Annotated in this window: 17 protein-coding genes; 8 read left to right on the top strand and 9 right to left on the bottom strand. The window is 73.0% G+C overall.

Going from position 1 to position 25,041, the window contains the following annotated elements; all coding sequences use genetic code 11:
- Positions 1–451 precede the first annotated feature (451 nt).
- Positions 452–901, top strand: coding sequence for a PTS glucose transporter subunit IIA (locus ACGFYP_RS30290; RefSeq protein ID WP_361969939.1), 450 nt, complete (start codon positions 452–454; stop codon positions 899–901).
- Positions 902–983: 82 nt separating this feature from the next.
- Positions 984–2,654: a phosphoenolpyruvate--protein phosphotransferase gene (ptsP, locus tag ACGFYP_RS30285; RefSeq protein WP_393500233.1), complete on the top strand. Its 1,671-nt coding sequence runs from the start codon at positions 984–986 to the stop codon at positions 2,652–2,654.
- Positions 2,655–2,742: 88 nt separating this feature from the next.
- Here ptsP and ACGFYP_RS30280 read toward each other — a convergent pair whose 3' ends face one another.
- Positions 2,743–3,639 (bottom strand): hypothetical protein, encoded by an 897-nt coding sequence (locus ACGFYP_RS30280; protein ID WP_393500230.1) that lies wholly within the window; start codon positions 3,637–3,639, stop codon positions 2,743–2,745.
- A 22-nt stretch (positions 3,640–3,661) separates the two neighbouring features.
- Positions 3,662–4,972 (bottom strand): MFS transporter, encoded by a 1,311-nt coding sequence (locus ACGFYP_RS30275; RefSeq protein ID WP_393500227.1) that lies wholly within the window; start codon positions 4,970–4,972, stop codon positions 3,662–3,664.
- Between the two features lie 52 nt (positions 4,973–5,024).
- Between ACGFYP_RS30275 and ACGFYP_RS30270 the strand changes: the two genes are divergently transcribed.
- Positions 5,025–6,374 carry an aminotransferase class I/II-fold pyridoxal phosphate-dependent enzyme gene (locus tag ACGFYP_RS30270; protein ID WP_393500223.1) on the top strand — a complete coding sequence of 450 codons (1,350 nt, stop codon included), beginning with the start codon at positions 5,025–5,027 and terminating at the stop codon, positions 6,372–6,374.
- A 663-nt stretch (positions 6,375–7,037) separates the two neighbouring features.
- Here ACGFYP_RS30270 and ACGFYP_RS30265 read toward each other — a convergent pair.
- Positions 7,038–9,008 carry an acetoacetate--CoA ligase gene (locus tag ACGFYP_RS30265; protein WP_393500220.1) on the bottom strand — a complete coding sequence of 657 codons (1,971 nt, stop codon included), beginning with the start codon at positions 9,006–9,008 and terminating at the stop codon, positions 7,038–7,040.
- Between the two features lie 218 nt (positions 9,009–9,226).
- On the opposite strand from ACGFYP_RS30265, the gene ACGFYP_RS30260 reads away from it, so the two are divergent.
- Positions 9,227–11,590 carry a TIM-barrel domain-containing protein gene (locus ACGFYP_RS30260; protein ID WP_393500217.1) on the top strand — a complete coding sequence of 788 codons (2,364 nt, stop codon included), beginning with the start codon at positions 9,227–9,229 and terminating at the stop codon, positions 11,588–11,590.
- A 135-nt stretch (positions 11,591–11,725) separates the two neighbouring features.
- Here the strand turns inward: ACGFYP_RS30260 and ACGFYP_RS30255 are convergent, their stop codons facing one another.
- Positions 11,726–12,286, bottom strand: coding sequence for an NUDIX domain-containing protein (locus tag ACGFYP_RS30255; RefSeq protein ID WP_393500214.1), 561 nt, complete (start codon positions 12,284–12,286; stop codon positions 11,726–11,728).
- Here ACGFYP_RS30255 and ACGFYP_RS30250 point away from each other — a divergent pair.
- From ACGFYP_RS30250 to ACGFYP_RS30240, 3 genes are all read left to right on the top strand, one after another.
- Positions 12,285–13,103, top strand: a complete 819-nt coding sequence (locus ACGFYP_RS30250; protein ID WP_393500211.1) for a M15 family metallopeptidase — start codon at positions 12,285–12,287, stop codon at positions 13,101–13,103. The genes ACGFYP_RS30255 and ACGFYP_RS30250 overlap by 2 nt on opposite strands.
- Positions 13,104–13,271: 168 nt before the next feature.
- Positions 13,272–13,769, top strand: coding sequence for a Zn-ribbon domain-containing OB-fold protein (locus tag ACGFYP_RS30245; RefSeq protein ID WP_393500208.1), 498 nt, complete (start codon positions 13,272–13,274; stop codon positions 13,767–13,769).
- Positions 13,766–14,953, top strand: coding sequence for a lipid-transfer protein (locus ACGFYP_RS30240; RefSeq protein WP_361969964.1), 1,188 nt, complete (start codon positions 13,766–13,768; stop codon positions 14,951–14,953). Before ACGFYP_RS30245 ends, ACGFYP_RS30240 begins: the two co-directional genes overlap by 4 nt.
- 45 nt (positions 14,954–14,998) lie before the next feature.
- Here ACGFYP_RS30240 and ACGFYP_RS30235 read toward each other — a convergent pair whose 3' ends face one another.
- The 4 genes from ACGFYP_RS30235 to ACGFYP_RS30220 are packed head-to-tail and all read right to left on the bottom strand — an operon-like array spanning position 14,999 to position 19,310.
- A complete protein-coding gene (locus ACGFYP_RS30235) occupies positions 14,999–15,601 on the bottom strand; it encodes an ATP/GTP-binding protein (protein WP_361969967.1) in 603 nt (200 codons plus the stop codon).
- The gene (locus ACGFYP_RS30230; protein ID WP_393500204.1) at positions 15,582–16,043 is read right to left on the bottom strand and encodes a DUF742 domain-containing protein; all 462 of its coding nucleotides are present in this window, start codon (positions 16,041–16,043) and stop codon (positions 15,582–15,584) included. Before ACGFYP_RS30230 ends, ACGFYP_RS30235 begins: the two co-directional genes overlap by 20 nt.
- A 13-nt stretch (positions 16,044–16,056) precedes the next feature.
- Complete coding sequence (locus ACGFYP_RS30225) at positions 16,057–16,497, bottom strand: roadblock/LC7 domain-containing protein (RefSeq protein ID WP_361969973.1); 441 nt, start codon at positions 16,495–16,497, stop codon at positions 16,057–16,059.
- Positions 16,494–19,310, bottom strand: coding sequence for a nitrate- and nitrite sensing domain-containing protein (locus ACGFYP_RS30220; protein WP_393500200.1), 2,817 nt, complete (start codon positions 19,308–19,310; stop codon positions 16,494–16,496). The genes ACGFYP_RS30225 and ACGFYP_RS30220 overlap by 4 nt, the downstream gene beginning before the upstream one ends.
- Before the next feature lie 430 nt (positions 19,311–19,740).
- On the opposite strand from ACGFYP_RS30220, the gene ACGFYP_RS30215 reads away from it, so the two are divergent.
- Entirely contained in the window at positions 19,741–20,166 is a 426-nt protein-coding gene (locus tag ACGFYP_RS30215; protein WP_361969979.1) for a hypothetical protein, read from the top strand.
- 131 nt (positions 20,167–20,297) lie between these two features.
- Here ACGFYP_RS30215 and ACGFYP_RS30210 read toward each other — a convergent pair whose 3' ends face one another.
- Entirely contained in the window at positions 20,298–25,022 is a 4,725-nt protein-coding gene (locus tag ACGFYP_RS30210; RefSeq protein ID WP_393500196.1) for a hypothetical protein, read from the bottom strand.
- Positions 25,023–25,041 lie beyond the last annotated feature (19 nt).

Genomic DNA, 25,041 nt, shown 5'->3' with positions numbered 1-25,041 from the left:
CGGGCTTTCCTCCGGGCTTTTCCCTTCGGTCTTTCGTGTTTCCAGCTTAGCAGATCCGATTTCCCGTTTCTGCCACCCGCTGGAGCGGGCTGCCGTTTTCGGAATTCGCTTTTCGCGCTTTCCCTTGCGGCGGGGTCAAACACTACCAGGCTTTTTCACTCCCCCTGACCACGTCCTCCGCAGGCATGCAGAGGTGTAGACCACTGGGGTTAGGATCTGGCTCGATAGGTGCTGCCGACTCACGACTCAAAGCCGCGTTGGGGTCAGGCAGGAGTACGACAGTACATCCCACCGTCAGCTGAGGCAAATCGTTTCCGGGTAGTCCCTAGGTCCGCCAACTGGTACGTCTCGTGCGGAACTGGGACTTCCTATGACTTACGCTTCTGAACAGTACGCCGTCCAGGACAGGCAGTGACGGCGCCACACAATCTCCGCCCCTGGGAGGCTTCCCATGACAACCGTGACGTCGCCGCTTGCCGGACGCGCCATCGGTCTCGCCGCTGTACCCGACCCGGTCTTCTCCGGCGCGATGGTCGGTCCCGGCACCGCCATCGACCCCGTACGTGAGCCGTCGGAGGCCGTTTCGCCGGTCGACGGCGTCATCGTCTCTCTGCACCCGCACGCGTTCGTCGTCGTCGACGCCGAAGGGCACGGTGTGCTGACGCATCTCGGTATCGACACCGTTCAGCTCAATGGCGAGGGCTTCGAACTGCTCGTCAACAAGGGCGACACCGTCCAGCGGGGGCAGGTCGTCGTCCGCTGGAACCCGGCCGCCGTCGAGGCCGCCGGCAAGTCCCCCATCTGTCCCGTCGTGGCCCTGGAGGCCACCGCCGACTCCCTCTCCGCCGTCGTCGAGAGTGGCGACGTGAAGGCCGGCGACCAGCTCTTCGGCTGGGTCTGAGGCCGGCGTCGTCCTCGTGACGACCACGGTTCGACATTCATCGCGGCGGCCGGATGCCGCCGCTCTATCGGAGACGGGTGAGATGGAGACAACGCTGCGAGGCGTCGGCGTCAGCCACGGAGTGGCGATCGGCGAGGTCCGGCACATGGGTACGGCGGTTCTCGAGCCGCCGGCCAAGCAGATTCCGGCCGAGGAGGCGGAGCGCGAACAGGGGCGCGCCCGTCAGGCCGTGGAGGCTGTGGCTGCCGACCTCATCGCGCGCGGCAATCTGGCCGGCGGTGAGGCTCAGCATGTGCTGGAGGCCCAGGCGATGATCGCCCAGGACCCCGAGCTCATCGCTGATGTCGACCGTCGGATCGCGGTCGGCAGCACGGCCGAGCGCGGTATCTACGACGCGTTCTCCCACTATCGCGAGCTGCTCGCGGGCGCTGGTGAGTACATGGCCGGGCGTGTGGCCGACCTCGACGACGTGCGGAACCGTATCGTCGCGCGGCTGCTCGGGGTGCCCATGCCGGGTGTGCCGGACAGTGACGAGCCGTACGTGCTGATCGCGCGGGACCTGGCTCCCGCCGACACGGCGCTGCTCGACCCGGCGCTGGTGCTCGGCTTCGTGACCGAGGAGGGCGGGCCGACCAGCCACAGCGCGATCCTCGCGCGGGCGCTGGGTGTGCCTGCCGTGGTGGCGCTGCCGGGCGCGGGGGAGATCGGCGAGGGCACGGTCATCGCGGTGGACGGTTCCACGGGTGAGCTCTTCGTGGACCCGAGCGAAGAGAAGAAGGCACAACTCACGGCGGCCGCCGCCGAGCGCAAGGCCGCGCTCGCCGCGTCCAGTGGTCCGGGTGCGACTTCGGACGGGCACAAGGTGCCGCTGCTCGCCAACGTCGGCGGTCCCGCAGACGTGCCGGCCGCGGTGGAGGCCGGTGCGGAGGGTGTCGGTCTGTTCCGTACGGAGTTCCTCTTCCTGGACGACAGCAAGAAGGCTCCGACCGAGGAGAAGCAGGTCGAGGCGTACCGCAAGGTGCTGGAGGCCTTCCCCGAGGGTCGTGTGGTCGTGCGGGTGCTGGACGCCGGTGCGGACAAGCCGCTCGACTTCCTGACGCCCGCGGACGAGCCGAACCCGGCTCTGGGTGTGCGGGGTCTGCGTTCGCTGCTCGATCATCCCGAGGTGCTTCGGACGCAGCTGACCGCGCTGGCGAAGGCCGTCGAGGGTCTGCCCGTGTACCTGGAGGTCATGGCGCCGATGGTGGCGGACCGTACGGACGCGAAGGCGTTCGCGGACGCGTGCCGTGAGGCGGGGCTGCAGGCCAAGTTCGGTGCGATGGTGGAGATCCCCTCCGCCGCTCTGCGGGCTCGTTCGATCCTGCAGGAGGTGGAGTTCCTGTCGCTGGGCACCAACGACCTGGCGCAGTACACCTTCGCCGCCGACCGTCAGGTCGGTGCGGTGTCGCGGCTGCAGGATCCGTGGCAGCCCGCGCTGCTCGACCTGGTGGCGCTGTCCGCCGAGGCGGCCAAGGCCGAGGGCAAGAGCTGTGGTGTCTGTGGTGAGGCCGCTTCGGATCCGCTGCTGGCCTGTGTGCTGACGGGTCTGGGTGTCACCTCTCTGTCGATGGGTGCCGCGTCCATTCCTTATGTGCGGGCGACGCTGGCGAAGTACACGCTGGCGCAGTGTGAGCGGGCCGCGGCTGCGGCTCGGGCCGCCGACACGGCCGAGGAGGCCCGGGTGGCCGCGCAGGCGGTGCTGTCCGGGGAGTGATCCCCGTTCGGTCCGGTTCGTAGGTGTGTGTGGAAGGGGCTTTCCGTCACGGTGTGGCGGGGAGCCCCTTCTGTGTTGTGTGGTGGCGTCAGTGGTGCGTCGGCCAGTCGTCCTCGTCGGGGGTGAGGGCGAAGCCGGCGCGGTGGTCGACGCCTGGTTCGGGGGCGATCGGTTCTCCGGTGCGGGCGTCGGTGCAGTAGGCGCTGAAGACTTCGGCTTCGGTGAGGGGGCGCAGATTGCCCCCGGTGAGGCGCCAGCCGTGGAGGCGGTCGCGGGTTCCTGGGCTGGTGGTGCGCAGGACGACTCCCCCGGTGCTGTCGACGGCGATGCCGACGGCGAGGACGGTGGCGAACTCGGCTGCTTCGTCGTGGTCGAGGTGAGCGGGGCCGTCGCCGTCGCAGGTCGCCTGGAGGACGGCGAGGAGGTGTTCGTCGTCGGCGGGGACGCTGCAGACGAGGTGGTGGGTGCCGGGGCCGGCGGCTTCGAGGAGTCGGGTGAGTTGACGTGCGGCGTGGGCGAAGGCTTCTCGGCCGATGTCCTGCCCGCAGGTGGCGCAGTCGCCGACGCCGGAGAGGAGAGTCGTGGCGTACTCCCAGGTGGCGTGGCGGACCGCGGTGTCGATGAGGGTGGGGACGAGGGTGTCCATGGGCTGGCCGGTGTACGCGACGAGGGCGCCGGTGGCGGCCAGTTCGGCGGTGTAGCGGCTGCGGCTGGCGGGACGGTCGGGGTCGAGGCCGGTCTCCTCGCAGAACTCCGCGTACTCCTCGGGGTCGAAGAGGGCGACCGTGGTGTGGCCGCCCTGGGTGGCGAGGGACTTGAGGAGGCCTTCGATCTGCTGGAGGTAGGCGGGGTGGTCGTCGAAGGCGAAGGTGGCGTACCGGCGCATGGCCGTGAAGTCGTCCTCGTCGGCGAGGACGCCGACGGTGCTGGGGACTTCGCGGCGCAGGGCGCGGCGCATGGATGTGGTGGTGCCGGGCTTGGTCATGTCTCCCCCTGAGCGCTGTCGATCAGTGCTCACTCACCGTAACCTTCGGCACTGACAGTGACGGCCGGGTGAGGCGGTCGCGGATCAGTCGGTGCTGCGCGGCACCTGCCGCGACGAGGCCGAGGCCGAGCAGGGGCCAGGCGAGCGCGCCGACGGACATGACGCCGGTGACGAGGAGGGGGCCGGCGAATCGCTGGGTGGAGTGGGCGAGTCCGTGGACGCCGAGGTAGGCGCCCTGGGCCTGGGCGGGTGCCAGGGCGACGGAGAGTTCCCAGGAGGCCGTCGCGTGGATGATCTCGGCGAACGTGAGGGCGACGACCGCGATGACGAGGGCCGTGACGGCGAGGGCGGTGCCACCGGCGGCGGAGGCGGCGAGGGCGAGGGTGCCGACGAGGAAGAGGCCGGCGAGCGGGACGAGGAGCCGGCGGGCGGCCTTCGTGGTGGCCGCGAACCGGGAGAGGGGGACCTGGAAGATCACGACGAGGACGGTGTTGAGGACCAGGAGCAGCGGGGCGAGGCCGGCGGGGGCGGTGGTGGCATGGACGATCCAGAGGGGGACTGCGACCTGGAGGATCGTGTCGTCGAGGAAGAGGACGGCGTCGGTGGCGGTGTAGCCGAGGAAGGTGCGGTCGCGCCACGGGGAGGTCGGCGGGGTGGGCTCCCGGTCGCCGGGTGTGGCAGCTGCGCCGGGTGCGCCCGATGCGGCGGAGGTGGCGGCGACGCGGGAGGGGGCCGGCGGTTCGGCGCAGCGGAGGGTGAGCGCGGCGATGACGGCGTAGGTGAGGACGTTGCCGATGAGGAGCAGGCCGTAGGCGCGGGTGCTGCCGGTGGCGAGTGCGGCGGCGGCGCCGAGGCCGCCGATGGACCAGCCGATGTTGACGGTGGTGCGCTGGATGGCCTGGTAGCGGGCACGGTCGGGGCCGGCGATGCGGGCCGCGTAGAGCTTGATGAGGACGCTGCCGGCGCGGTCGGGGAGGGCGCCGAGGGCGGAGTAGAGCGTCAGGAGCAGCAGGTTGTCGGTGGTCAGGAGGAGCAGGAGGGCGGCGCCGCGCAGGAGTTGGGCGCCGACGATGACCTTGACGAGGGGGAAGCGGTCGGCGAGGCGGCCGGCGAGTGGGGCGCCGGCGATGCCGACGCCTCCGGAGACGGTCATGAGGAGGCCGACCTGGCCGAGGCCGAGGCCGGAGACGTAGGTGAAGTAGAGGACGGTGCAGCCGGCCCAGAGGCCGGTGCCGGTCTTGTCGATGATGCTGACGAGCAGCATGCGGCGGCCGTCGCGGCCTCCGGGTATGCGCTTGAGGACGGTGCTGGGCCTTGGAAGCGTGCGGCTCACTCGGTCCCCCTGGACCTTGACCTGAGTATTGTATTGATACATAGTTCAGTACGTGGCAACACAATATTCGATCCAGGGGACGACGGCCAAGGGGCTTGCCGCGTCCGTCGAGCGCGGTGTGACCGAGGGCGAGCTCGCGCCGGGGGACGCGCTGCCCCCCGTGCGGCGCCTCGCGGACGAGTTGGGGATCAGCCCCGGCACGGTCGCGACGGCGTACAAGGAGCTGCGGCGGCGCGGTCTGGTGGTCACGCGCGGCAGGGGCGGCACGGTGGTGGCGGAGGCTCCGTCGGTCGCCTCGCGGCGGCCGCCGCGGGTGCCACCGGGCTTGGTGGACCTGGCCAGCGGCCTGCCCGACCCGGCCTTCCTGCCGGTTCTGCGGCCGCCGGCGGAGGTCCGGCCGGTGTACGGCTCGCACCGCGCCGCGCCCCGGCTCTCCGCGTTGGAGGAGCTGACCCGCGCGTGGTTCGCGCGGGACGGCGTACCGGCGGAGCGGGTGACGTTCGCGCACGGGGCGCTCGACTGCATCGCCCGGCTGCTCTCCGTCGAGCTGCGGCCCGGGGACGCCGTGGCGGTGGAGGATCCCGGGTTCCACCATCTCCTGGACCTGGTGCCGGCCTTGGGCCTGCGGATGGTGCCGGTGGCGGTGGACGGCGAGGGGATCACGCCGGAAGCGCTGGGGGTCGCGCTGCGCGCGGGGGTACGGGCGGTGGTGTGCAGTCCGCGCGCCCAGTGCCCGACGGGGGCGTCGTTCTCGACGGGGCGGCGGGACGAACTGGCTTCGATGTTGCGGGAGTTCCCCGAGGTCCTGGTGGTCGAGGACGACTACAACGTGGAGATCGCGGGGCCGTTGGCGCCGACGCTGGCCGCGTCGGGGCTTGAGCGGTGGGCGCAGGTGCGGACGGTCTCGAAGCGTCTGGGCGTCGACCTGCGGTGGGCGGGGGTCGCGGGTGATCCCGTGACGGTCGCGCGGCACGACGGGCGGATGCTGATGACGTCCGGCTGGGTCAGCCACGTCCTTCAGGAGACGGTGGTCGGGCTGTTCTCCGACCCTGCGGTCGCCGGGCTGGTGGCAGCCGGGGAGGCGGCGTACGCGGAGCGGCGGGGGGTGCTGGTGGAGGCGCTGGAGGCGCGTGGCGTTGGGGTGGCCGGTGGGGCTGGTGAGGCCGGCGGGCCCGGTGGGGCGGGTGGGCTCAATGTGTGGGTGCCGGTGCGGGACGAGTCGGCGGTGGTCAACGGGCTGCGGACGCGCGGGTGGTGGGTGGCGGCCGGGGCGCGGTTCCGGATCGCGTCACCGACGGCTGTGCGGATCACTACGGCGACGCTGGAGGGGGCGGAGGGGCGGCGGTTGGCGGGGGACTTCGCGGACGTGCTGGGTGAGGCGGAGGCGACGTACGGGGGGTAGGGGTTTCTCCCCCACCCCGCCCCTTCCCGAAACTCTGACGAGACCGGGGGCTGCCGCCCCGAACCCCCGCGACGCGGCAGCTTCGCGCGGGCTGGGCAGGGCGCGGCAGCTTCGCGCCGCGGGGCGGGTGGGGCGGCTGGGGGCGCCAGCCTTCGCGCCGCCGGGGGTAGGTGGGGTGGGGGGGGAGCCGGAGGTTCGGGCCGCCGAGTGGGAGCCGGGAAGGCCTCGGGAAGTACTGGCTGCCCGGGGGTCAGTGCAGCGGGAGGCGGCAGCTTCGCGCCGCCGGGGGTGGAGTGGAGGGGGCCGGAGGTTCGGGCCGCCGAGGTGGGAGCCGGGAAGGCCTCGGGAAGTACTGGCTGCCGGGGGTCAGTGCAGCCGGGGGGCAGCTTCGCGCCGTCGGGGAGCTTGCGTGCGGGCGGGGCACGGCGGAGGGGTGCGGGAGTTTGGGTTGCCGGGGTACTGCGGGTGAATACGCGACAGCCCCACGCCGCCGGGGAGCGGGTGGGGCGCGGCAGGATTTCGCGGGCCTGGGGTGGGGGGTTCGCCTGCCCTGGTGGGTGGCGCGGGGCGGGCGGGTCAGTGCACGAGATGCCAGGTGTTGGAGTGGAGTGCGCTTCCTCGCCGGGGGCCGGAGTCCGGGCCCCCGGCCAGCGGGTGGTGGGGTTAGTTGTTGCGCTTTTGGGCCAGGGATTCGTAGAAGGGGAGGAGGTCCAGGTTGTCTACCGAGCCTGGGTTGACGGCCTTGGCGAGGGGGGTGCCCTGGAGGAGGCGTTTGATGGGGACTTCGATGCGCTTGCCCGTGAGGGTGTGGGGGACGGCGGGGATCTCGATGATCTCGTCCGGGACGTGGCGCGGGGAGAGTTCGGTGCGGATCGTCTGCTTGATGCGGGCGATCAGCGCCTCGTCCAGGGTCGCGCCGTCCGCGAGGTGGACGAAGAGCGGCATCCAGTAGCCGCCGTCCGGCTCCTCGAGGCCGATGACGAGGGACTCGCGGATCTCCGGGAGGCGTTCGACGGCCTCGTAGATGTCCGCGCTGCCCATCCGGACGCCCTGACGGTTCAGGGTGGAGTCGGAGCGGCCGTGGATGACGACCGAGCCGTGGTCGGTGATCGTGATCCAGTCGCCGTGGCGCCAGACGCCCGGGAACATCTCGAAGTAGCTGTCGCGGTAGCGGCTGCCGTCGGGGTCGTTCCAGAAGCGGATCGGCATGGACGGCATCGGGTTGGTGACGACCAGTTCGCCGACCTCGCCGATGAGCGGCTTGCCGGACGGATCCCAGGACTGGAGGTCCGTGCCGAGGCCGGCCGCCTGCAGTTCGCCGATGTGGACGGGGAGCGTGGGGACGGCTCCCGCGAAGCAGGAGCAGACGTCCGTGCCGCCGCTGACCGAGGCGATCCAGAGGTCGGCCCGTACCTCGTCGTGAAGCCATCGGAAGCCGTCGGGCGGGAGCGGGGAGCCCGTGGTCGCGACGCACTTGATCGCCGAGAGGTCGAAGTCCCTGCCCGGGTGGACGTCCGCCTTCGCGCAGGCCATGACGTACGCGGCGGAGGTCCCGTACAGGGTGGCCCCGGTGCGTTCGGCGACGCGCCACTGGGCGCCCGTGTCGGGGTAGCCGGGGCTGCCGTCGTAGAGGACGACCGTGGTGCCCGTGAGGAGGCCGGAGACGAGGAAGTTCCACATCATCCAGCCCGTGGAGGTGTACCAGAAGAACACGTCCTCGGGGCCCAGGTCGCAGTGGAGGCCGAGCTGCTTCAGGTGCTCGATCAGGATGCCGCCCTGCGACTGCACGATCGCCTTGGGCAGGCCCGTCGTGCCGGAGGAGTACAGGACCCAGAGGGGGTGCTCGAACGGCACCTGCTCGAAGATCGGTTCGGTGTCGGCCGCCGTGAGGGCCGACCACGCGAGCGCTCCCTCCGGGGGCTCCGTGCCCAGGACCGGGATGTGGACGACGGCGCGGAGGGTGGGGAGTTCGGCGCGGAGTTCGGCGACCGTGTCGCGGCGGTCGTGTTCCTTGCCGCCGTAGCGGTAGCCGTCCACGGTGAACAGGACGACGGGTTCGACCTGTTGGAAGCGGTCGAGGACGCTGCGCGCCCCGAAGTCGGGTGCGCAGGAGGTCCATACGGCGCCGACGGCGGCGGTGGCGAGGAGGGCGACGACGGCCTCGGGGATGTTGGGCAGGTAGCCGCTGACGCGGTCGCCGGGGCGCACGCCGAGCGCGCGGAGTTCGGCGGAGAGCGAGCCGACCTGGCGGCGCAGCTCGGCCCAGGTGATCGGACGCGGCTCATGTGTCTCGTCCACATGGAGCAGTGCCGTGTCATGGGGGCGCTCGGTGGCGGCGCGCAGGGCGTGCTCGGCGTAGTTGAGGGTGGCTCCCGGGAACCACTCGGCGCCGGGCATCGTACGGTCGCCGAGGACGCGCTCGTACGGGGTGGAGAAGCGGACGTCGAACCACTCGGCGACGGCCCGCCAGAACGACTCCAGGTCCTCGACCGACCAGCGGTGCAGGGCCGGGTATCCGCCCTCGGCCGGGGCTCCGTGGCGCTCGGCGGCCCAGGCCTGGAAGCGGGTGACCGCGGCGGCGGCGATGTGTGCCTCGTCCGGCTGCCAGAGCGGGTCGGTGTGGGCTGATGTCATGTGCGGTGGCTCCCTGGGCGTACACGGGGGTCTGCGTGTGTCCCGCGCACGTGCTGGGGTGTGCGCGTGACGCGGCTGACAGGGACGATGCCATGGGAGCGGCGTTCGCACCAGGGTTCCCCGCCCATGGTCGGGGTGCTGAATATGTGCTCCCACCACGGGTGAACGGCAGTTGAACGAACCCCTCCCGGCCTGTGCCGAATGGCAGGCTGAGCAGCATGGACGGTCGTGAGCTGGTGCGTTCGGTGAGGGTGTTCGGTTCGGTGCGGGGATTGCGGGCGGTGCGTTCGGCGTGGCGGCAGCGGCGGACGGATGCGTGGGGGTTGCCGCCGAGGGGTGCGGAGCGGGCGCGGGTGCCGGGTCCTGTGGGCGAGGCGGAGCCGCGGCCGGGCGGCGGGATCGTCCGGTTCGCCCGCTCGGAGCTGCGGATCAGTGTGTCGGCCGGGGGCACGGTGTTCTGGGGCTGGGACGGGGCCGAGCAGCTGCCGTCGTACGCGTTGGCCGGAGAGGCGCCGGAGCCGGATCCCCGGGCCCGGCTCGAGCCGGACACCGACGGCGGCTGGCGGGTGGTCTCCGAACGGGTGACGGTCGCGGTCTCCCGGCACGGGGCGGTGGAGATCCGTACACCCGGTGGGGTGGTCCTGCGCCGGGATCTGCCGCCGCGCTGGTGGGAGCCGGTCGCGGGCGGTCCGGCGCGGTGGGTGCAGCGCAGCGAGGTGCCCGCGGACGCGCGGTTCTTCGGGCTCGGCGGGCGGGCGTCGGGGCCGCGTCTGCGTGACGGCACGTACCGGCTGTGGAACACCGACCCCAAGGGGAGCTTCTCCCCCGGTGACGATCCGCTGTACATCACGATGCCGGTGCAGTTCGTCGTCGCGGACGCGGGGACCCATCTGGCGTTCCACGACAACTCCTGGGACGGGCAGGTCACCCTCGCGGAGGGTGAGGAGGGGGCGGGCTCGGGGCACGACCGGCCGGGGACCAGCGAGGTCCGGGTGGGCGGGGGGCCGCTGCGCTGCTGGGTGGTGGTCGGCACCCCCGCGCGCGTGCTCCATGGCTGGGCGGCCCTGACGGGGGCGCCGGCGCTGCCGCCGTCCTGGGCCCTGGGTCCGCAGCACGCGCGCTGGGGGTTCGGCAGCGAGCGGGAGGTACGGCGGGTGGTGGACGGCTACCGCGAGCGGGGCCTCCCGCTGTCCGTGCTCCATCTGGACATCGACCACTACGACGCCCACCAGGTGTTCACGGTGGACCGCGCGTCCTTCCCCGATCTGCCGGGGCTCGCGGCCGAGCTGCGGGAGCAGGGCGTACGGCTGGTGTCGATCGTCGACCCGGCGGTGAAGGCGGAGCCGGGGAACGCCGTGTACGACTCCGGGAGGGCGGCCGGGGCCTTCGTCCGCGACGGGCGGGGCAACGAGGTCCAGGGGGTGGTGTGGCCGGGCGAGTGCGCCTATCCGGACTTCACGGACCCGGCGGTACGGGAGTGGTGGGGCGGTCTGTACGAGGAGCGGCTCGCGCAGGGTTTCTCCGGGGTCTGGCACGACATGAACGAGCCGGTCTCCTTCTCCCCGTTCGGCGACCAGACGCTGCCGCGCTCGGCCCGGCACGCCCTCGAGGGGCGCGGCGGGGACCATCGCGAGGGGCACAACGTGTACGGCCTGGCGATGGCACGGGCCGGCTACGAGGGGCTGCGCCGCCTGCGGCCTGACGAACGGCCGTTCCTCTTCTCCCGCTCGGGGTGGGCGGGCATGCAGCGGTACGGAGGGACCTGGTCGGGCGATGTGTCGACGGGGTGGCCGGGGCTGCGGGCTTCCCTGTCGCTGGTCCTGGGGCTCGGGCTGTGCGGGGTGCCGTACTCGGGGCCCGACGTCGGCGGGTTCGACGGGAGTCCCTCGCCGGAGCTGTTCCTGCGCTGGTACCAGCTCGGGGCGTGGATGCCGCTGTTCCGTACGCACGCGGCGATCGACGCCGGGCGCCGCGAGCCGTGGGAGTTCGGCCCCGAGGTCCTGGAGCACGCGCGCGTGGCGATCGCCGAACGGGAGCGCATGCGGCCCTACTTCGTGACCCTCTCCCAACTCGCGCGGCTGACCGGGGCGCCGTACATCCGGCCGGTGTGGTGGGGCTCGCCGGAGGACCGGGCCCTGCGGGACTGCGACGACGCGTTCCTCGTGGGCGACGCGCTGCTCGTGGCCCCGGTGCTCACCCGGGGCACCGACCGGCGGGCGGTGCGGTTGCCGCGCGGGCGCTGGTACGACACCGCGACGGGGCAGGCGTACGACGGGCCGGGGCAGGTTCTGCTCGACGCGCCCTGGTCCCGTATCCCGGTGCTCGCGCGGGCGGGGGCGGTCGTTCCGGTCCGGGGTGAGGACGGGGGGCTCGAACTGGAGGTGTGGGCCCCGGCCGCCGGGCGGACCGGCGGTGGACTCGTCGTACGGGACACCGGTGACGGGTGGGAGTCCGGCGAGATCGAGCGGTACGCGTCGCGGCTCGTGGACGGCCGGGTGGTGGTCGAGCGGGTGACGGACGAGGGAGCGGTCGAGGTGGAGCTGCCGGTGCGGGTGCGCGGGGGTGGAGGGGCGGAGGGGTAGGGGGTGGTGGGTGGTGGGTCGCGGGTCGCGGGCGGCTGATCGGAGATCGGAGATCGGGGTCCGCGAGGGGAGATCGGATATTGGATGTTGGATGTTGGATGTTGGATCCAACATCCAACATCCGGGCTCCTTCCCTCAGGCGTACCTCCCCGCGAACCAGCGCCGTACCGCCTCCGTGTGGAGCGGGAAGGCCAGTTCCGTCGGGGCGCGGAGCAGGTGGTGGCCGGTGGTCTCGTCCGTCGGCGCGGAGGGCGGTAGTTCGTCCGCCGCGCGGGTGGGGAGGAGACCGAAGACGAGGATGTGCCCGCCCGGGGAGCTGAGCGCGTCGGCCAGCCGCACGTCCTCCGCCGCCGCCTCGATCCAGGTCTCCTCGCGCAGTTCGCGGACCACGGCGTCCCGCCAGTCCTCGGCGTGGTCGATGAAGCCGCCGGGGAGGGCGATGCCGCCCAGGGCGGGTTCGATCGTGCGCGTGATGACGACGAGTCCGGTGCCCTCCGCGTCCGTGACGGGGAGCAGGGCGATGGCGACGGGGAGCGGGTTGCGGTAGGCGACCGCGTCACAGGCGGCGCAGGTGCGGGGCCAGCCTGCCGGCTCGGGGTAACGGGTGCCGCAGCTGGAGCAGTAGGAGTCCTTCACGCCAGGACCGTACGCGATCACCCTTTCCCGTGCCCCGTGAACCTGATAGACGGTGGGCATGACGAGACTTGCTTCCGCATTACGTACGCTCGGTGTGCTCGCGGCCGCGGGCCTGCTGGCCGCCACCGCCGCCGTACCGTCCGCGCAGGCCGGACAGGCCGGGCCGGAGCCGAAGGCGCCGAAGGAGTTCGTGGCGCTGAGCTCCGTGGACCGGACGATCCTTCAGGAGATGCGCTACACCACGGTGCACAACTTCGTGGGCGAGCGCGTCGACGGCTACCGGCAGCCGCTCTGCATCCTGACGCGTCCGGCCGCCGAGGCGTTGCACCGCGCCCAGGTGAAGCTCCGCGCGCAGGGCTACACCCTGAAGGTCTACGACTGCTACCGGCCGCAGCGGGCGGTCGACCACTTCGTGCGCTGGGCGGAGGATCTGGCCGACGAGCGGATGAAGAAGGAGTTCTATCCCCTCGTCGACAAGTCGAGACTGTTCGAGGACGGTTACATCGCGGCGAAGTCGGGGCACAGCCGGGGCTCCACGCTCGATGTGACGATCGTACGGCTGCCGGCCGCGCCCACGCGCCCGTACGTGCCGGGCGAGCGGCTGGTGGAGTGTTCCGCCCCGCAGGCCGAGCGCTTCCCGGACAACTCCGTCGACATGGGTACGGGGTTCGACTGCTTCGACACGCTCTCGCACACCGACGACCCGCGGATCCAGGGTACTCAGCGGGCCAACCGGCAGCTCCTGAAGGACACGCTGGCCGCGCAGGGCTTCGTCAACCTGCCGGAGGAGTGGTGGCACTTCACCTTCAAGCCTGAGCCGTTCCCGAGCACCTTCTTCGACTTCCCTGTGGCGCGCCGGTCGGTGGCCGGGCACTGACACCCAGAGACGGTGACGGGCGGCCGGGACCACCCCCGTGGGCCCCGGCCGCCCGTTCCGTAGGTAGGGACGCGATAAAGGCCCGTACGGTTCTCAACGCGCGACATCCGTGCCAGACTTTCTGACGCTTCGTCAGATGAGCGGGATCTCGGGATCGGGGAGGCCGTCGTGACACGGACGCGCAGGCCGGTGGTGGCCGGATGGTTCACGGACGACGGCGGCGGTGACGAGCCCGGCCAGGAGGCCGGGTTCCGGCTCCTCGGCACCCGCTGCACGGCCTGCGCCTCGGTCTTCTTCCCCCGCGAGGACAGCTGGTGCCGCAACCCCGGCTGCCCGGGCGGCGGGACGCTCGTCGAGACGCCGCTCTCGCGCCGGGGCCGTGTGTGGTCGTACACCGACGGCCGCTACCGCCCGCCCGCGCCCTACGTCTCCGACCCGGACGCGCCCTGGGAGCCGTACACCCTCGTCGCCGTCGAGCTGGCGGCCGAGGCGATGGTGGTGCTCGGGCAGGCGGCGCCGGGGGTACGGACCGCAGACCTGGCCGTCGGCATGGAGGTCGAGGTGGTGCCGGGCGTCCTCAACGAGGACGCGGAGCACATCTGGACCACCTGGCACTGGCGGCCGGTGCACGCGCGCGTGGCGCGGGAGTCGGAGGAGCGGTCATGAACGACATCGCCGTCCTCGGTGCCGGGATGCATCCGTGGGGCAAGTGGGGCCGGAGCTTCGTCGAGTACGGGACGGCGGCGGCGCGGGCGGCCCTCGCGGACGCCGGCATCGGCTGGCGGGACGTCGGTTCGGTGGTCGGCGCGGACACGGTGCGGTGCGGGTACCCGGGCTATGTGGCGGGGGCGACGTTCGCCCAGGCGCTCGGCTGGCAGGGTGCGCGCGTCACCAGCGTCTACGCGGCCTGCGCCTCCGGCGCGCAGGCCGTCGGCACGGCGCGGGCCCAGATCCTGGCCGGCCTGGCGGACGTGGTCCTCGTCGTCGGCGCGGACTCGGCGCCCAAGGGCTTCTTCGCCCCGGCGGGCGGGGAGCGGCCCGACGACCCCGACTGGCTCCGGTTCCGGGTGCTCGGGGCGACCAACCCCGCGTACTTCGCGCTCTACGCCCGCCGCCGGATGGCGCTGTACGGGGACACGGTGGACGACTTCGCCCAGGTCAAGGTGAAGAACGCGGCCGCCGGTGCGCTCAACCCGATGGCCCGCTACCGCAAGGCGGTCGGCGCCGAGGAGGTCGCGGCCTCGGCCGTCGTCGCCGATCCGCTGCGGCTCCTCGACATCTGCGCGACCTCGGACGGGGGCGCGGCGCTGGTGCTCTCCAGCATGGAGTTCGCCCGCCGGCACGGGCACCCGGACCCGGTCCGTATCCGGGCGGTCTCGACCGTGACGCCGACGTACCCGAAGGCGGTCCTCGACCTGCCGGACATCGCGACCGACTCGGCCGTCGCCGTCTCCCCCGCCCCGCACACCTTCCGCGCGTCGATCGCCCGCGCCGCGTACGAGGAGGCGGGGCTGGGGCCCGAGGACCTGTCGCTCGCCGAGGTGTACGACCTGTCCACCGCGCTGGAACTGGAGTGGTACGAGGACATCGGTCTGTGCGGAGCCGGTGAGGGCGCCAAGCTGGTACGGGACGGGGTCACGGCCCTCGGCGGCCGTGTCCCGGTCAACACCAGCGGCGGCCTGGGGTCGTTCGGCGAGGCCGTACCCGCCCAGGCCATCGCCCAGGTCTGTGAGCTCACCTGGCAGCTGCGGGGCACGGCAGGTGACCGGCAGGTGCCGGGCGCCCGCGCCGGGATCACCGCGAACCAGGGGCTGTTCGGGCACGGTTCGGCCGTCGTGGCGGTGCGCTGAGCCGTCGTGGCGGTGCGCTGAGCCCGAGGGGCTCCGCAGCTGCCGTCAGGTGGCCACCGGCGCGCCCTGGTCCGCCAGGACGAGGGCGTGCTCGACGACGGCGACGAGGACGTTCTTCACCGACTCGCGGTCGCGCGCGTCGCACATCAGCAGCTCGACCTCCGGGTCGAGGTCGAGCGCGCCCCGGATGGTCTCGGTGGGGAACCGCCGGGCGCCCTCGAAGCAGTTGACCGCGACCGTGAACGGGATGCCACGCCGTTCGAAGTAGTCGATCGCCGCGAAGCTGTCCTCCAGGCGCCGGGTGTCCGCCAGGACGATCGCGCCGAGCGCGCCCTGCGCGAGCTCGTCCCAGAGGAACCAGAACCGGTCCTGGCCCGGCGTGCCGAAGAGATAGAGGACCAGGTCCTCGCGGAGCGTGATCCGGCCGAAGTCCATGGCGACCGTGGTCGTCGACTTGTTCTCCACCCCGTGCAGATCGTCCACGGGCCGGCCGGCCTCGCTGAGGATCTCCTCGGTGCGCAGGGGCCTGATCTCGCTGACGGCGCCGACCAGCGTCGTCTTGCCCACACCGAAACCGCCCGCGACCAGGATCTTGAGGGTCACCGGTTCGACTGGCGGCTTGGTGCGGCTAGAGCGCCCGAAGGCCATTGATCACCTCGCGGAGAATGCTCACGTCCGGCAGCTCGGCCGGCGGAACGGGGCGGGTCACATGGACGAGTTCGTCCTCGACGAGATCACCGACGAGGACCCGGACCACCCCGACGGGGATGTCGAGCCCGGCGGCGAGTTCGGCGATGGACTGGGGCGTGTCCGAGCAGCGTTCGACGATCTCCACGTGTTCCGGGGAGAGCGTCTGGTCCCGGCCGGGGTCGTCGGCGGCGGGTTCGGGCACCACCACGGCGATCAGGTCGAGACGGTGGCGGGTGGCGGCGCTGGTCCGGCCGCGGGTCATCGCGTACGGACGGACCACAGGCCCGGCCTCGTCGTCGAACCAGTGGTGGGCCGGCTGCGGAGCCTCCCACGGCCCCGTGTCATAGGTGCCGTCGGGAGCCACGCGCCCGGCCGTGCTCTCCGTCGTGCCGTCAGTCATGGTGTCCCCCCACTCATCCTCCGGCGGACAGCCCGGAGCGAGGCGCCGTCCCCAGGTGGATGCCGACCCGCTTGACCATCAACGTCATCTCGTACGCGACCTGCCCGACGTCCGAGTCGGCGTCCGCGAGCACGGCGAGGCAGCTGCCGTCGCCCGCCGCCGTGACGAAGAGGAACGCCTCCTCCAGTTCCACCACCGTCTGGCGGACCCGGCCCGCCTCGAAGTGGCGGCCGACGCCCTTGGCGAGGCTGTGGAAACCGGAGGCGACGGCGGCCAGGTGCTCGCCGTCCTCCCGGGTCAGGTCGGCGGAGGCGCCGGTGGGAAGGCCGTCGCCGGAGAGCACCAGTGCCTTGCGGATGGACCCGACCCGCTGGACCAGCTCGTCGAGGAGCCAGTTCAGCTCTCCGTTGCCGTTTCCGGAGGTGTGGGTTGCTGCGGCGTTCGGTGCGGTCATCGACCGTCCCCCTCGGGTGTCGTTCCTGGTGCTGTCGTCTCGGCGTTCTGCCGTCGTCCGCGCTGCCAGCCCCGTTGCATCGAAGCCATGCGGTCGCGTACTTCCTCGGCGTCGCGCTCGAAGTCCGTGGCGGCCGGGGCGGTGGAGCCCGTGGCGGACGTGGAGTCGGTGCGTTCGTCGTTCTCGCGCAGCTGGGGCGCGAGGCTCGCCTGCCGGACCCGGCGGGGCAGCCCGCCGAACGGCGCGGGGCCGTCGGGCGGTACGGGGACCAGCGTGGGCGGCATGCCCGGGGCGCCGGGGCCTGTGCGGGTGCCCGTGGGGGTGCTGTTGCCGCTGCTCGGCGTGACGGTGCCCTGTGTCTCGGAGTCCTGAGCCGCGGAGGTCGGGTGGGCGCGGCCCGGTTCGTCGACGCGGCGGCCCCGGTCCACGACGAGCGTGGGCGGTCGGCGCCGGGGCAGCGGTACGGGGCCGCGGTCCTGGGACCGGTCGGCCGACTGGTCCGGGGCCTGCTGATGCTGCTCGCCGTCAAGCGTGGGGGCGGGGGCGAGGCCGCGGCGGTGGCCCCGGGGCCGGAAGAGGCCGCCGCGCTCGCTCTCGGTGTCCTCCAGGTCCCCCGCTGAGGGGTTGAGCAACTCGTCGAAACCGGAGGTGCCCAGGGGCGCTTCGAGCTCGACGGGCCCGTCGAGCGGCACGCCGAGCCCACCGTCACGACCGCCGTCCCGACCGCCGCCGAGACCGCCGTCGAGCAGCGAGGACGCGCCGGAGCGGGTGGGTCCTGTGATCGGTGAGGCACCGCCCGGGACCTTGGTGAGCGCGGGGCGGCGCCCCGCCTTGTCGGTCCCCACACCGTTGGACCGCCCGTTCGGCCCGCGGTCCAGGGACTTCCGGTCCAGCCGGAAGCCGCTGCCCTCGGTCTCGGGGGCGTCGGTGAGCAGGGCGGCCGGGATGAAGACGACCGCGGTGGTCCCTCCGTACGGCGAGGGCTGCAGCGAGACCCGGACGTTCTGGCGCTGGGCGAGCCGGCTGACCACGAACAGGCCGAGGCGGTCGGTGTCGGAGAGCTCGAACTCGGGTGTCTCGGCGAGGCGGAGGTTGGCGTCGAGCAGGAGGTCGGGGTTCATGCCGAGCCCGCGGTCGTGGATCTCGAGCGTGAAGCCGTTCGCGACCCGTTCGCCGAGGACCTGCACGGCGGTGTGCGGGGGCGAGAACACCGTCGCGTTCTCGAGGAGTTCGGCGATGAGGTGGGTGAGGTCGGCGACGGCGGGGCCGCCGACGCCGAGCCGGGGCAGTCGGCGTACCTCGATCCGCTCGTAGTCCTCGACCTCGGCGACGGCCGCGCGGACCACGTCCATGAGCTGGACGGGCTTGCGCCACTGGCGGGAGGGCGCGGCGCCGGAGAGGATCACCAGGCCTTCGGCGTGGCGGCGCATGCGGGTGGTCATGTGGTCGAGCCGGAACAGGTCCGCGAGCTCCTCGGTGTCCTCGGTGCGCCGTTCCATGGTGTCGAGGAGGGTCAGCTGGCGGTGGAGGAGGACCTGGTTGCGGCGGGCGAGGTTGACGAAGACCTCGGAGACTCCGCGCCGGAGTTCGGCCTGCTTGACGGCTGCTTCGACGGCGGCCCGCTGGAGGGTGTTGAGGGCCTGACCGACCTGGCCGACCTCGTCGTCCTCGTACCGCAGGTGCGGCACCTCGGTCTCGACGTCGACGAGTTCTCCGGCGGCGAGGCGGCGCATCACGCTCGGCAGGCGTACGCCGGAGACCTCCTGGGCCTCCTTGCGGAGCCGCCGCAGGTCGCGGACGAGGTCGCGGCCGACGCGGACGGAGACGACGACGGAGACGAGCAGGGCGAGGAAGCCGAGGACGCCGGCGACTCCGGCCTTGAGCAGCACGCTGTAGGCGGCGGGTTGGACGCGGTCCTGGTAGCGGTCGCCCGCGGCGGTGTTCTCCCGCGCGAGGTCGTCGAGGACCGGGGTCGCCCGTTCCTCCCAGCGCGCCGCGGTGACGGCGCGCGGGTCCTTGGTCGGACCCGCGGCGATCAGGTCCTCCTCGGCGCTGCGCAGCGGCTCGGTGTCGGGGCTGCCCCAGTACCGCTCGAACCTCTCGCGCTCGACGGTGGGCAGGATCTCGAGGTTCACCTCGTACAGCAGCTTGCGCTGGGCGACGAGATCGGTGATCGCGCGGATCTCCTCGGCCGTGACGCGCTCGGACTTGAGCGCCGAGAGGACGAGGGCGTCCTCTCGGGAGAGCATCTCGCGGCCGCGGGTGACGCCGACGAGGGCGCGGCCCTGCTTGTCCATCTCCACGTTCTCGAGGGCGTGAAGGGTGGTGAGGAAGCTGTAACAGGGGTCGACCAGGCGGTTGTAGAACTCGAGCGCCTGGATCCGGCCGATGCTGCGGTTCTCCACGGAGCGGCGCAGCGCGTCCAGACCGTCGAGGGCCGTGAACAGCGAGTCCAGGCGCTGCGAGGCGACGGGTCGCATCTCGTCCCGTACGCCGGACTCGGCGGCGTTCCTTCGGACGAGGGCGATCTGACGGTCGGTGGCCTCGCGCTGCTTGCGCAGGGTGGTGAGGGCGTCGGAGGCGCGCGGGTCGGCGAGGTACACGAGCGACTCGCGGCGTTCCTTCTGGATGACGCGCGCGGTGTCCTCGATCGGGTAGCCGACCTTCTCCACGATGTAGCCCACGTCGAGAAGTTGATCCGCCTCGCGGCCGGTGAGCACGGTCGCGAAGCCCCAGAGGCCGGTGAGGGAGATGAGCGGTACGAGCAGCAACGCCACGATCTTCCGGCGGATGGACTTCCCGCGAAAGCGCATGGCCTCCCCCAGTTCGGCCGGCCTCCGCCCGGCGCGGAGATCCTCCTGTGCGACGCGCGGCGTCAACACACAGCGTCAACACAAGGCGTCAACCATCAGCTTCAACAATCGGCGGCGCGAGCCTACTACTGCATCACAGCCAACTCGAAGGCGCATCCAGGCGATTTTCAGCCTCTTGAGTGAGTGTTGATCAGGAGATGTCCCGCTATCCGAGGAGTTGGGAATCCGCAGTGTGGCGCAGGACACCTGGACAAACCTTGCTGTCGACCGTCGAGCGGATGGCTGGAAGTTTTCGTTCCGGTACGGGCGTGGGCGAAACCTTTTCTCCCTGCTGAGCGTCTTTGTGTACGGGGAGGGGTGTGTCCGAGTAAAGCCACTCAATGCGGGCAGCCACCCCTGAGGACGGTCAGCGGTGGGGAGTGACGACACGATGGAGTACGAGGCGCGGTCCGCGCGGCAGTTGTGGGTGGAGGACGAGAAGGGTCGGCGTCGAATGCCGGACCCGGTGCGTGCCGCCGCCGTACGGGCCGTGATGATCACGTCGGTGACATTGGTACAGGCCGTGGTGGCCTTCTTCTGCGCGGTCACGAATTCGTGGCTGGCGTTTCCGATGCTGCTGTCCACGGTGGGCAGCACGGTCGTGGCGACCTGGAGCGTGCTCGATGTGTGGGTGACGCGTCAGGTGTGGCGACAGCGGAACGGCGTGGTGTCCGAGCCGAGCAGTACGGCGCGGACGTCGCGGCGCGAGCGCCGTCGGGCGCAGAAGGCCGCGCGGGTCGCGGAAGGTGATCCGGGCGGCCATGAGGCCTCGGCCCTACGGCGCACGGACGCACCGGTGCTGTCCGAAGCGGCCTGAAGCGGCCTGAGGAAGTCTCAGGCGCCTTCGGACGGCCCTCGGACGGCTGAGGGCAAGCAGGAAGCGGCCTGAGGCAGGCGAGCGAATGGCGAACGGCCCGGTCCCCTGGGGGGCCGGGCCGTTCGCCGTCCTCACTGCTGGGCGGGCTGCTCCTCCGTCGAGCGGCGGAACATCCGGGTCGCGGTGATCTCGCCGTGCACGGCGCCGTCCTCGACGGTCGGCTGCGGAAGGCCGGGGCGCAGGTGCTCCTCCACGCTGATGTACTTCAGTCCTGCCCGCAGGTCCGCGTCGTTGCGCAACCGGATGACCAGCGGGAACTCCGCGAGCGCGGTCGTGTCGAACAGACCGGTCGTGTACAGCAGCTGGACGCCGAGGGCGTCCGAGACGGCCCGCTGAAGCTCCAGCAGGTACGTGGCGTTGGCGCGGCCGATCGGGTTGTCGAGGAAGAGCGTGCCCGCGTGGCGGTGCTTGTCGCGGCCCCGGTCGTTGGAGCGCAGCGCGGCCATCGTGCAGTAGAGGGCGATGGCGGCGGTGAGGAGCTGGCCGCCGGAGAAGACGTCGCCCATCTGTCCGACCGGTACGCGCTCGGCCCGCAGTACGGCGTCCGGCTTGAGGATCTCGACCGCGATGCCGCGCGGCTCGAGGGCGGCCTGAACACCCCGCAGGAGCAGGGACATGCCGTCGCGGCGGAGGTCGGAGTTCTTCCTGACGGCGGACCTGGTCGCCTCGTCGATGACCTCGCCGAGCCGCTCGGTCAGCGTGGCCTGGTCCGGCTCCTCGAAGCGGATGCGCAGGAACTCCTGCCCCGACCACTCCCCCAGCCCCTCGGGCAGCCGCGACAGCCGCTGTGCGGAGCGGAGCGTGGTCAGCGCGGACTCCACGAGGCCGCGGAGCCGGTCGACGATGGAGTCGCGGTTGCGCTCCAGCTGCTCCAGCTCGTCGGTGAGGACGCGGAGTCGGGGCGCGAAGGCCTCGGCCCACTTCGCGGCGTGCTCGGGGAGCGCGGCGGCGGGCAGTTCGCGGATCTGCTGACGGGCGGGGGTGCGGACCTGCTCGTAGCGGGTCGAGTTGGCGTGCCGGACGAGGATGTCGCTCGCCTCGCGGACGGCCGCGTCGGCCCCGGACAGGTCGGCGGCGCAGCCGCGCAGCGAGCGGCGGGCCTCGGCGGCGGTCTGCCGCGCCTCCTCCAGCGTGCCGGGGTACGGCTCCGGGCCGTCCTCCTCGTCCTCGGTGTGGTCGCGAAGCAGGTCGCGCAGGAGGGCCGCGGTCTCGTCGAAGCCGCCCGCGGCGTCCTCTGCGGCGCGGTGGGACCGCAGGAGGCTCGCGTGTGCGGTGCGGGCGGCTTCCAGGGCGTCGCTGCGGGCGGCGAGTTCGGTCGTCGCGGTACGGAGCAGGGTCTGCGCGTGCTCGGCGTCGGCGGGAACCAGCTCCTCGGGGAGCTCGGTGTGCGACGCGCCGTCGTCGGGGGCCAGGCGCTCGGACTCGCCGCGCAGTCGGCCGAGTTTCTCGCTCGCCTCGGTCGCGCGGCTCTCCAGCATCTGGACGAGGGACTCGGCGCGGGCGGCGGCGGCCTGGCGGGACGGGCCGTCGGCGCCGTCCGTGGACTCCAGGAGCTGTTCGGCGCGGACGCGGACCTTGTTGGTGAGGCGGTCCAGTTCGGCGAGCGCGGCGGACTCGTCGCTCTCTGCGCGGGCCTGTTCGGCGCGGAGGTCGGCGCCGACGCCGACCTTCTCGTACAGCTGGGACGCGGCGCGGTAGGCCTCCCGCAGGGTGGGGAGCGCGGTGCGCGGGGCGTCCGGGTCCTCCTCGGGGAGCTGGTCGGGGGCGCCTGCGATCTCGGCGCGCTCGGCGCGCAGGGCGCGGGCGGTGCGGTGGGCGTCGTCGGCGGCGCGCTGGGTGGCGCGACGGTCCTCGTCGGCGGCCCTGGCACGCTCCAGACAGGTCTGGGCGCGGGCCTCGGACTCGGTGGCGTCGTCGGCCAGTTCACGGAGCTTGGCCTGCCAGGCGGAGCGCTCGCGCAGCCGGAACGCCAGGCCGGCGAGGGCGTCGGCGACGCGGCGGGCCCGCTGGGCGGCCTCCTGCCGTTCGTCGCGTACACCGGCGGCGTCGGCGGCGGCCTCGTCGGCCTCCGCCCGTACCGTACGGGCCTCGGCGAGGGTGGCCGCGGCCGCCTCCGCGGTCTCGCGGGCGGTGGCGGCGACGGCGGCGAGCTCGGCGAGCATGCCGGGCGGGCAGTCGGCGCGCCAGGAGCCGATCCGGGCGGCGAGCGAGCGGTCGCCGGTGAGCCGGGCGGCGAGCGTACGGATCTCCTCGTCGCGCGCGGCGGCGCGGGCGCGCAGGGCGTGCCGCTCCTCGTCGGCGGCGTGCTCGTCGTGCATGGCCGGGTTCGGCGGCACGAGGAAGACGCCCGTGTCGTCACCGGACTCGGGGCTCGGCACGGGCGCCAGGAGCGCGGCGGCGGTGCCGACGGCGACGGTGGAGCGCGGCAGCAGGGCGGCCGTGCTGAGCACCTCGCGGGCGCGGGCGTACGAGACGGGGTCGGTGATCACGACACCGTCGACCAGCTCGGGGCGGGCGGCGAGGACGGCGGCGTGGTCGGCGGGGTCGACGGCCTGCGCGAGGTAGCGCCAGCCGGGGAGGGCCGGGATGCCCTGCTCGCCGAGGTACTCGACGGTGGCGAGCACGTCCGGGCCTGGCGGCAGCAGCCCGCCGTCGCCGAGGGCGCCGAGGATGCGGGAGTCGTCGGCGGCGGCGGTGCGCATGTCGAAGAGCTGGCGCTCGGCGGAGGCGATGGACTGGTCGAGCAGCCGCCGCAGTTCGTCGGCGTACCGGTCGAACTCGGTGACGGTGAGCGGGCCGTGGGGCCCTTCGGGGCTGGTGGTGCCGGTGGGGCCGGTCGTTCCGTCGGGGGCCGCGTCCGTGTCGGGGCCCGGCTCGGCGGGCTCGCCGGACGGCAGGCCCTTTCCTTCGGTCTCGCCCGCGCGCTGGCCCGGGAGCGGGGAGGGGGACTGCGGGGGCAGGCTGAGGAGTTCGGCGAGGCGTTCGTCGGTGGCGAGGGACTCCGCCGCGCGGCGCTCGGCGTCGTAGGCGTTCTCGGCCGCCTCGGCGGCGTCCGTGGCGCGGGCCGCGGCGAGTTCGGCGCGGGACTCGGCCGCGGCGGCCTCGCGGGCGCGGTCCGCCGCCGAGCGGGCGGCGTCGCGGGCCGCGTCCCACGCGGCGACCGTGGTCTTCTCGGCGTCGCTCGCGGCAAGGGCCGCGCGGGCCGGGTCGGCGTCGGGTTCCGAGTCGTCGAGCCAGCCCGCCCGTACCGCCTCCGCCGTCTCCTGCGCGACCTCGGCGAGGCGCTGGCGCAGGTGCCCTGCCTCGCTGCGGGCGCGCTGGGCCTCGGTCGCGGCGACGGTCGCGTCGCGGTGGGCGGTCTCGCCCGCCTCCTGGAGGGCGGCCGAGCGCTCCTCCTCCTCGGCGGCGTGGCGCTCGCCGTCCTCGGCGGCCGCGTGCAGCGCCCGTACGAGATCGGCGGCGGCCTTGGCTCGGGCGGCGAGCGCGGGGGCGGCGTCGCGCTCGGCCTCGCGGATCGCGGCGGCCACGCGCGCGGAGCGGTCGCTCGCGGCCCGGTGGCGGAGCACGGCCTCGGCGGCCTGCCAGGCGGAGTGCAGCGTGCGGGCCTCGATGAGCTCGCGCCGCTGGGAGGCGGCGCCCTTCTCGGCGACGGTCAGGGCCAGGGAGGCGTGCCGGAAGGCGAGTTCGGCCGCGATGAGGGAGCTGCGGCCGCGTGCGGTCTCGGCCTCGGAGACGGCGTGCGCGGCCGAGGTGACCTGCTGGGCGAGCTCGGCCGTACGGCCGCGTTCCTCGGTGGCGCGGGCGGCGAGGCGGCGGGCGAGCGTACGGGTGCGGCGCTCGGCCCCGGCGTGGACGTCACGCGCGCGTGCCCGGGTGTCGGCGGCCTCGACGATGCGGCCGAGGAGGTCGACGGAGCCTGCGGTGAAGTCCCGTTCGGCGGTGAGTTCGGCGCGGCGGCCGAGCTTGTTGCCGAAGCCGCTGACCAGGTCGGCGAGGCCGTCCGTGTCACGGGTGTCGGTGACGGCCCGCAGGAGCAGGTCGGTGAAGTCGGAGTCCTTCTTGACCGCGAAGAGGCCGGCGGCCTCGCCCTCGTCGGCGTTCATCTCCCGCTGGTAGCGGAAGAGTTCGGGGTCGAGTCCCAGGTCGCCGAGGTGTTCGTTCCAGCGGTCGTGGATCTCCTCCCAGTACACCTCCAGGTGCGGGTACGCCTTGCCCGCCTCCGTGAGGGCGTCACGGAAGCCCTTCATGGTGCGGCGGCGGCCCTGCGCGCCGGACGCGCCCTCGACGGGCGGGCGGACGGCCGTGGCCTCCGCGACGGGCAGGTTGTCCAGGCTGAGGCCCGGGCCGGGGCGGAAGGAGTACCAGGCCTCGGCGAACTTCCGGGGGTCGTTGGAGACCTGGCGTCCGCGCCACTCGCTGGCCTTGCCGACGACGACGAGCTCACCGGTGAGGGTGTGCTGCCACTCCAGGGCGACGTGGCCGCAGTCGTCGGCGAGCAGGAACTTGCGCAGCACGCCGGAGCTCGCGCCGCCGAGGGTGTTGCGGTGGCCGGGGAGCATGACCGAGAAGATCAGCTTGAGCAGGACGGACTTGCCGCCGCCGTTCTCCAGGAAGAGCACGCCCGCCGGGGCGGGGCGGCGCGGCGGGCCGACCGGCTCCTCCTCGAAGAACTCCGCCTGGGTGGGGGCGGGGTTGGGCACGGGCGCGCCGACTCCGCGCAAGTCCAGGACGGTGTCGGCGTAGCGCGCACCGGCGGGACCGATGGAGTAGAGGCGGACCCGGGACAACTCGTACATGGCGGCGGGGCTCTCAGTC

Origin of the sequence: Streptomyces sp. NPDC048370 (assembly GCF_043200825.1) — a bacterium.
Taxonomy (GTDB): Bacteria; Actinomycetota; Actinomycetes; order Streptomycetales; family Streptomycetaceae; genus Streptomyces.
The sequence above is the reverse complement of the archived record's forward strand: the minus strand, read 5'-3'. Positions and strand labels throughout refer to the sequence as shown.

What these genes read in the sequence shown, in the direction of transcription:
- ACGFYP_RS30290 (WP_361969939.1), top strand. Translation starts at nt 452, where the DNA reads ATGACAACCGTGACGTCGCCGCTTGCCGGACGCGCCATCGGTCTCGCC.
- ptsP (WP_393500233.1), top strand. Translation starts at nt 984, where the DNA reads ATGGAGACAACGCTGCGAGGCGTCGGCGTCAGCCACGGAGTGGCGATC.
- ACGFYP_RS30280 (WP_393500230.1), bottom strand. Translation starts at nt 3,639, where the DNA reads ATGACCAAGCCCGGCACCACCACATCCATGCGCCGCGCCCTGCGCCGC.
- ACGFYP_RS30265 (WP_393500220.1), bottom strand. Translation starts at nt 9,008, where the DNA reads ATGACATCAGCCCACACCGACCCGCTCTGGCAGCCGGACGAGGCACAC.
- ACGFYP_RS30260 (WP_393500217.1), top strand. Translation starts at nt 9,227, where the DNA reads ATGGACGGTCGTGAGCTGGTGCGTTCGGTGAGGGTGTTCGGTTCGGTG.
- ACGFYP_RS30250 (WP_393500211.1), top strand. Translation starts at nt 12,285, where the DNA reads ATGACGAGACTTGCTTCCGCATTACGTACGCTCGGTGTGCTCGCGGCC.
- ACGFYP_RS30255 (WP_393500214.1), bottom strand. Translation starts at nt 12,286, where the DNA reads ATGCCCACCGTCTATCAGGTTCACGGGGCACGGGAAAGGGTGATCGCG.
- ACGFYP_RS30240 (WP_361969964.1), top strand. Translation starts at nt 13,766, where the DNA reads ATGAACGACATCGCCGTCCTCGGTGCCGGGATGCATCCGTGGGGCAAG.
- ACGFYP_RS30235 (WP_361969967.1), bottom strand. Translation starts at nt 15,601, where the DNA reads ATGGCCTTCGGGCGCTCTAGCCGCACCAAGCCGCCAGTCGAACCGGTG.
- ACGFYP_RS30230 (WP_393500204.1), bottom strand. Translation starts at nt 16,043, where the DNA reads ATGACTGACGGCACGACGGAGAGCACGGCCGGGCGCGTGGCTCCCGAC.
- ACGFYP_RS30225 (WP_361969973.1), bottom strand. Translation starts at nt 16,497, where the DNA reads ATGACCGCACCGAACGCCGCAGCAACCCACACCTCCGGAAACGGCAAC.
- ACGFYP_RS30220 (WP_393500200.1), bottom strand. Translation starts at nt 19,310, where the DNA reads ATGCGCTTTCGCGGGAAGTCCATCCGCCGGAAGATCGTGGCGTTGCTG.
- ACGFYP_RS30215 (WP_361969979.1), top strand. Translation starts at nt 19,741, where the DNA reads ATGGAGTACGAGGCGCGGTCCGCGCGGCAGTTGTGGGTGGAGGACGAG.
- ACGFYP_RS30210 (WP_393500196.1), bottom strand. Translation starts at nt 25,022, where the DNA reads ATGTACGAGTTGTCCCGGGTCCGCCTCTACTCCATCGGTCCCGCCGGT.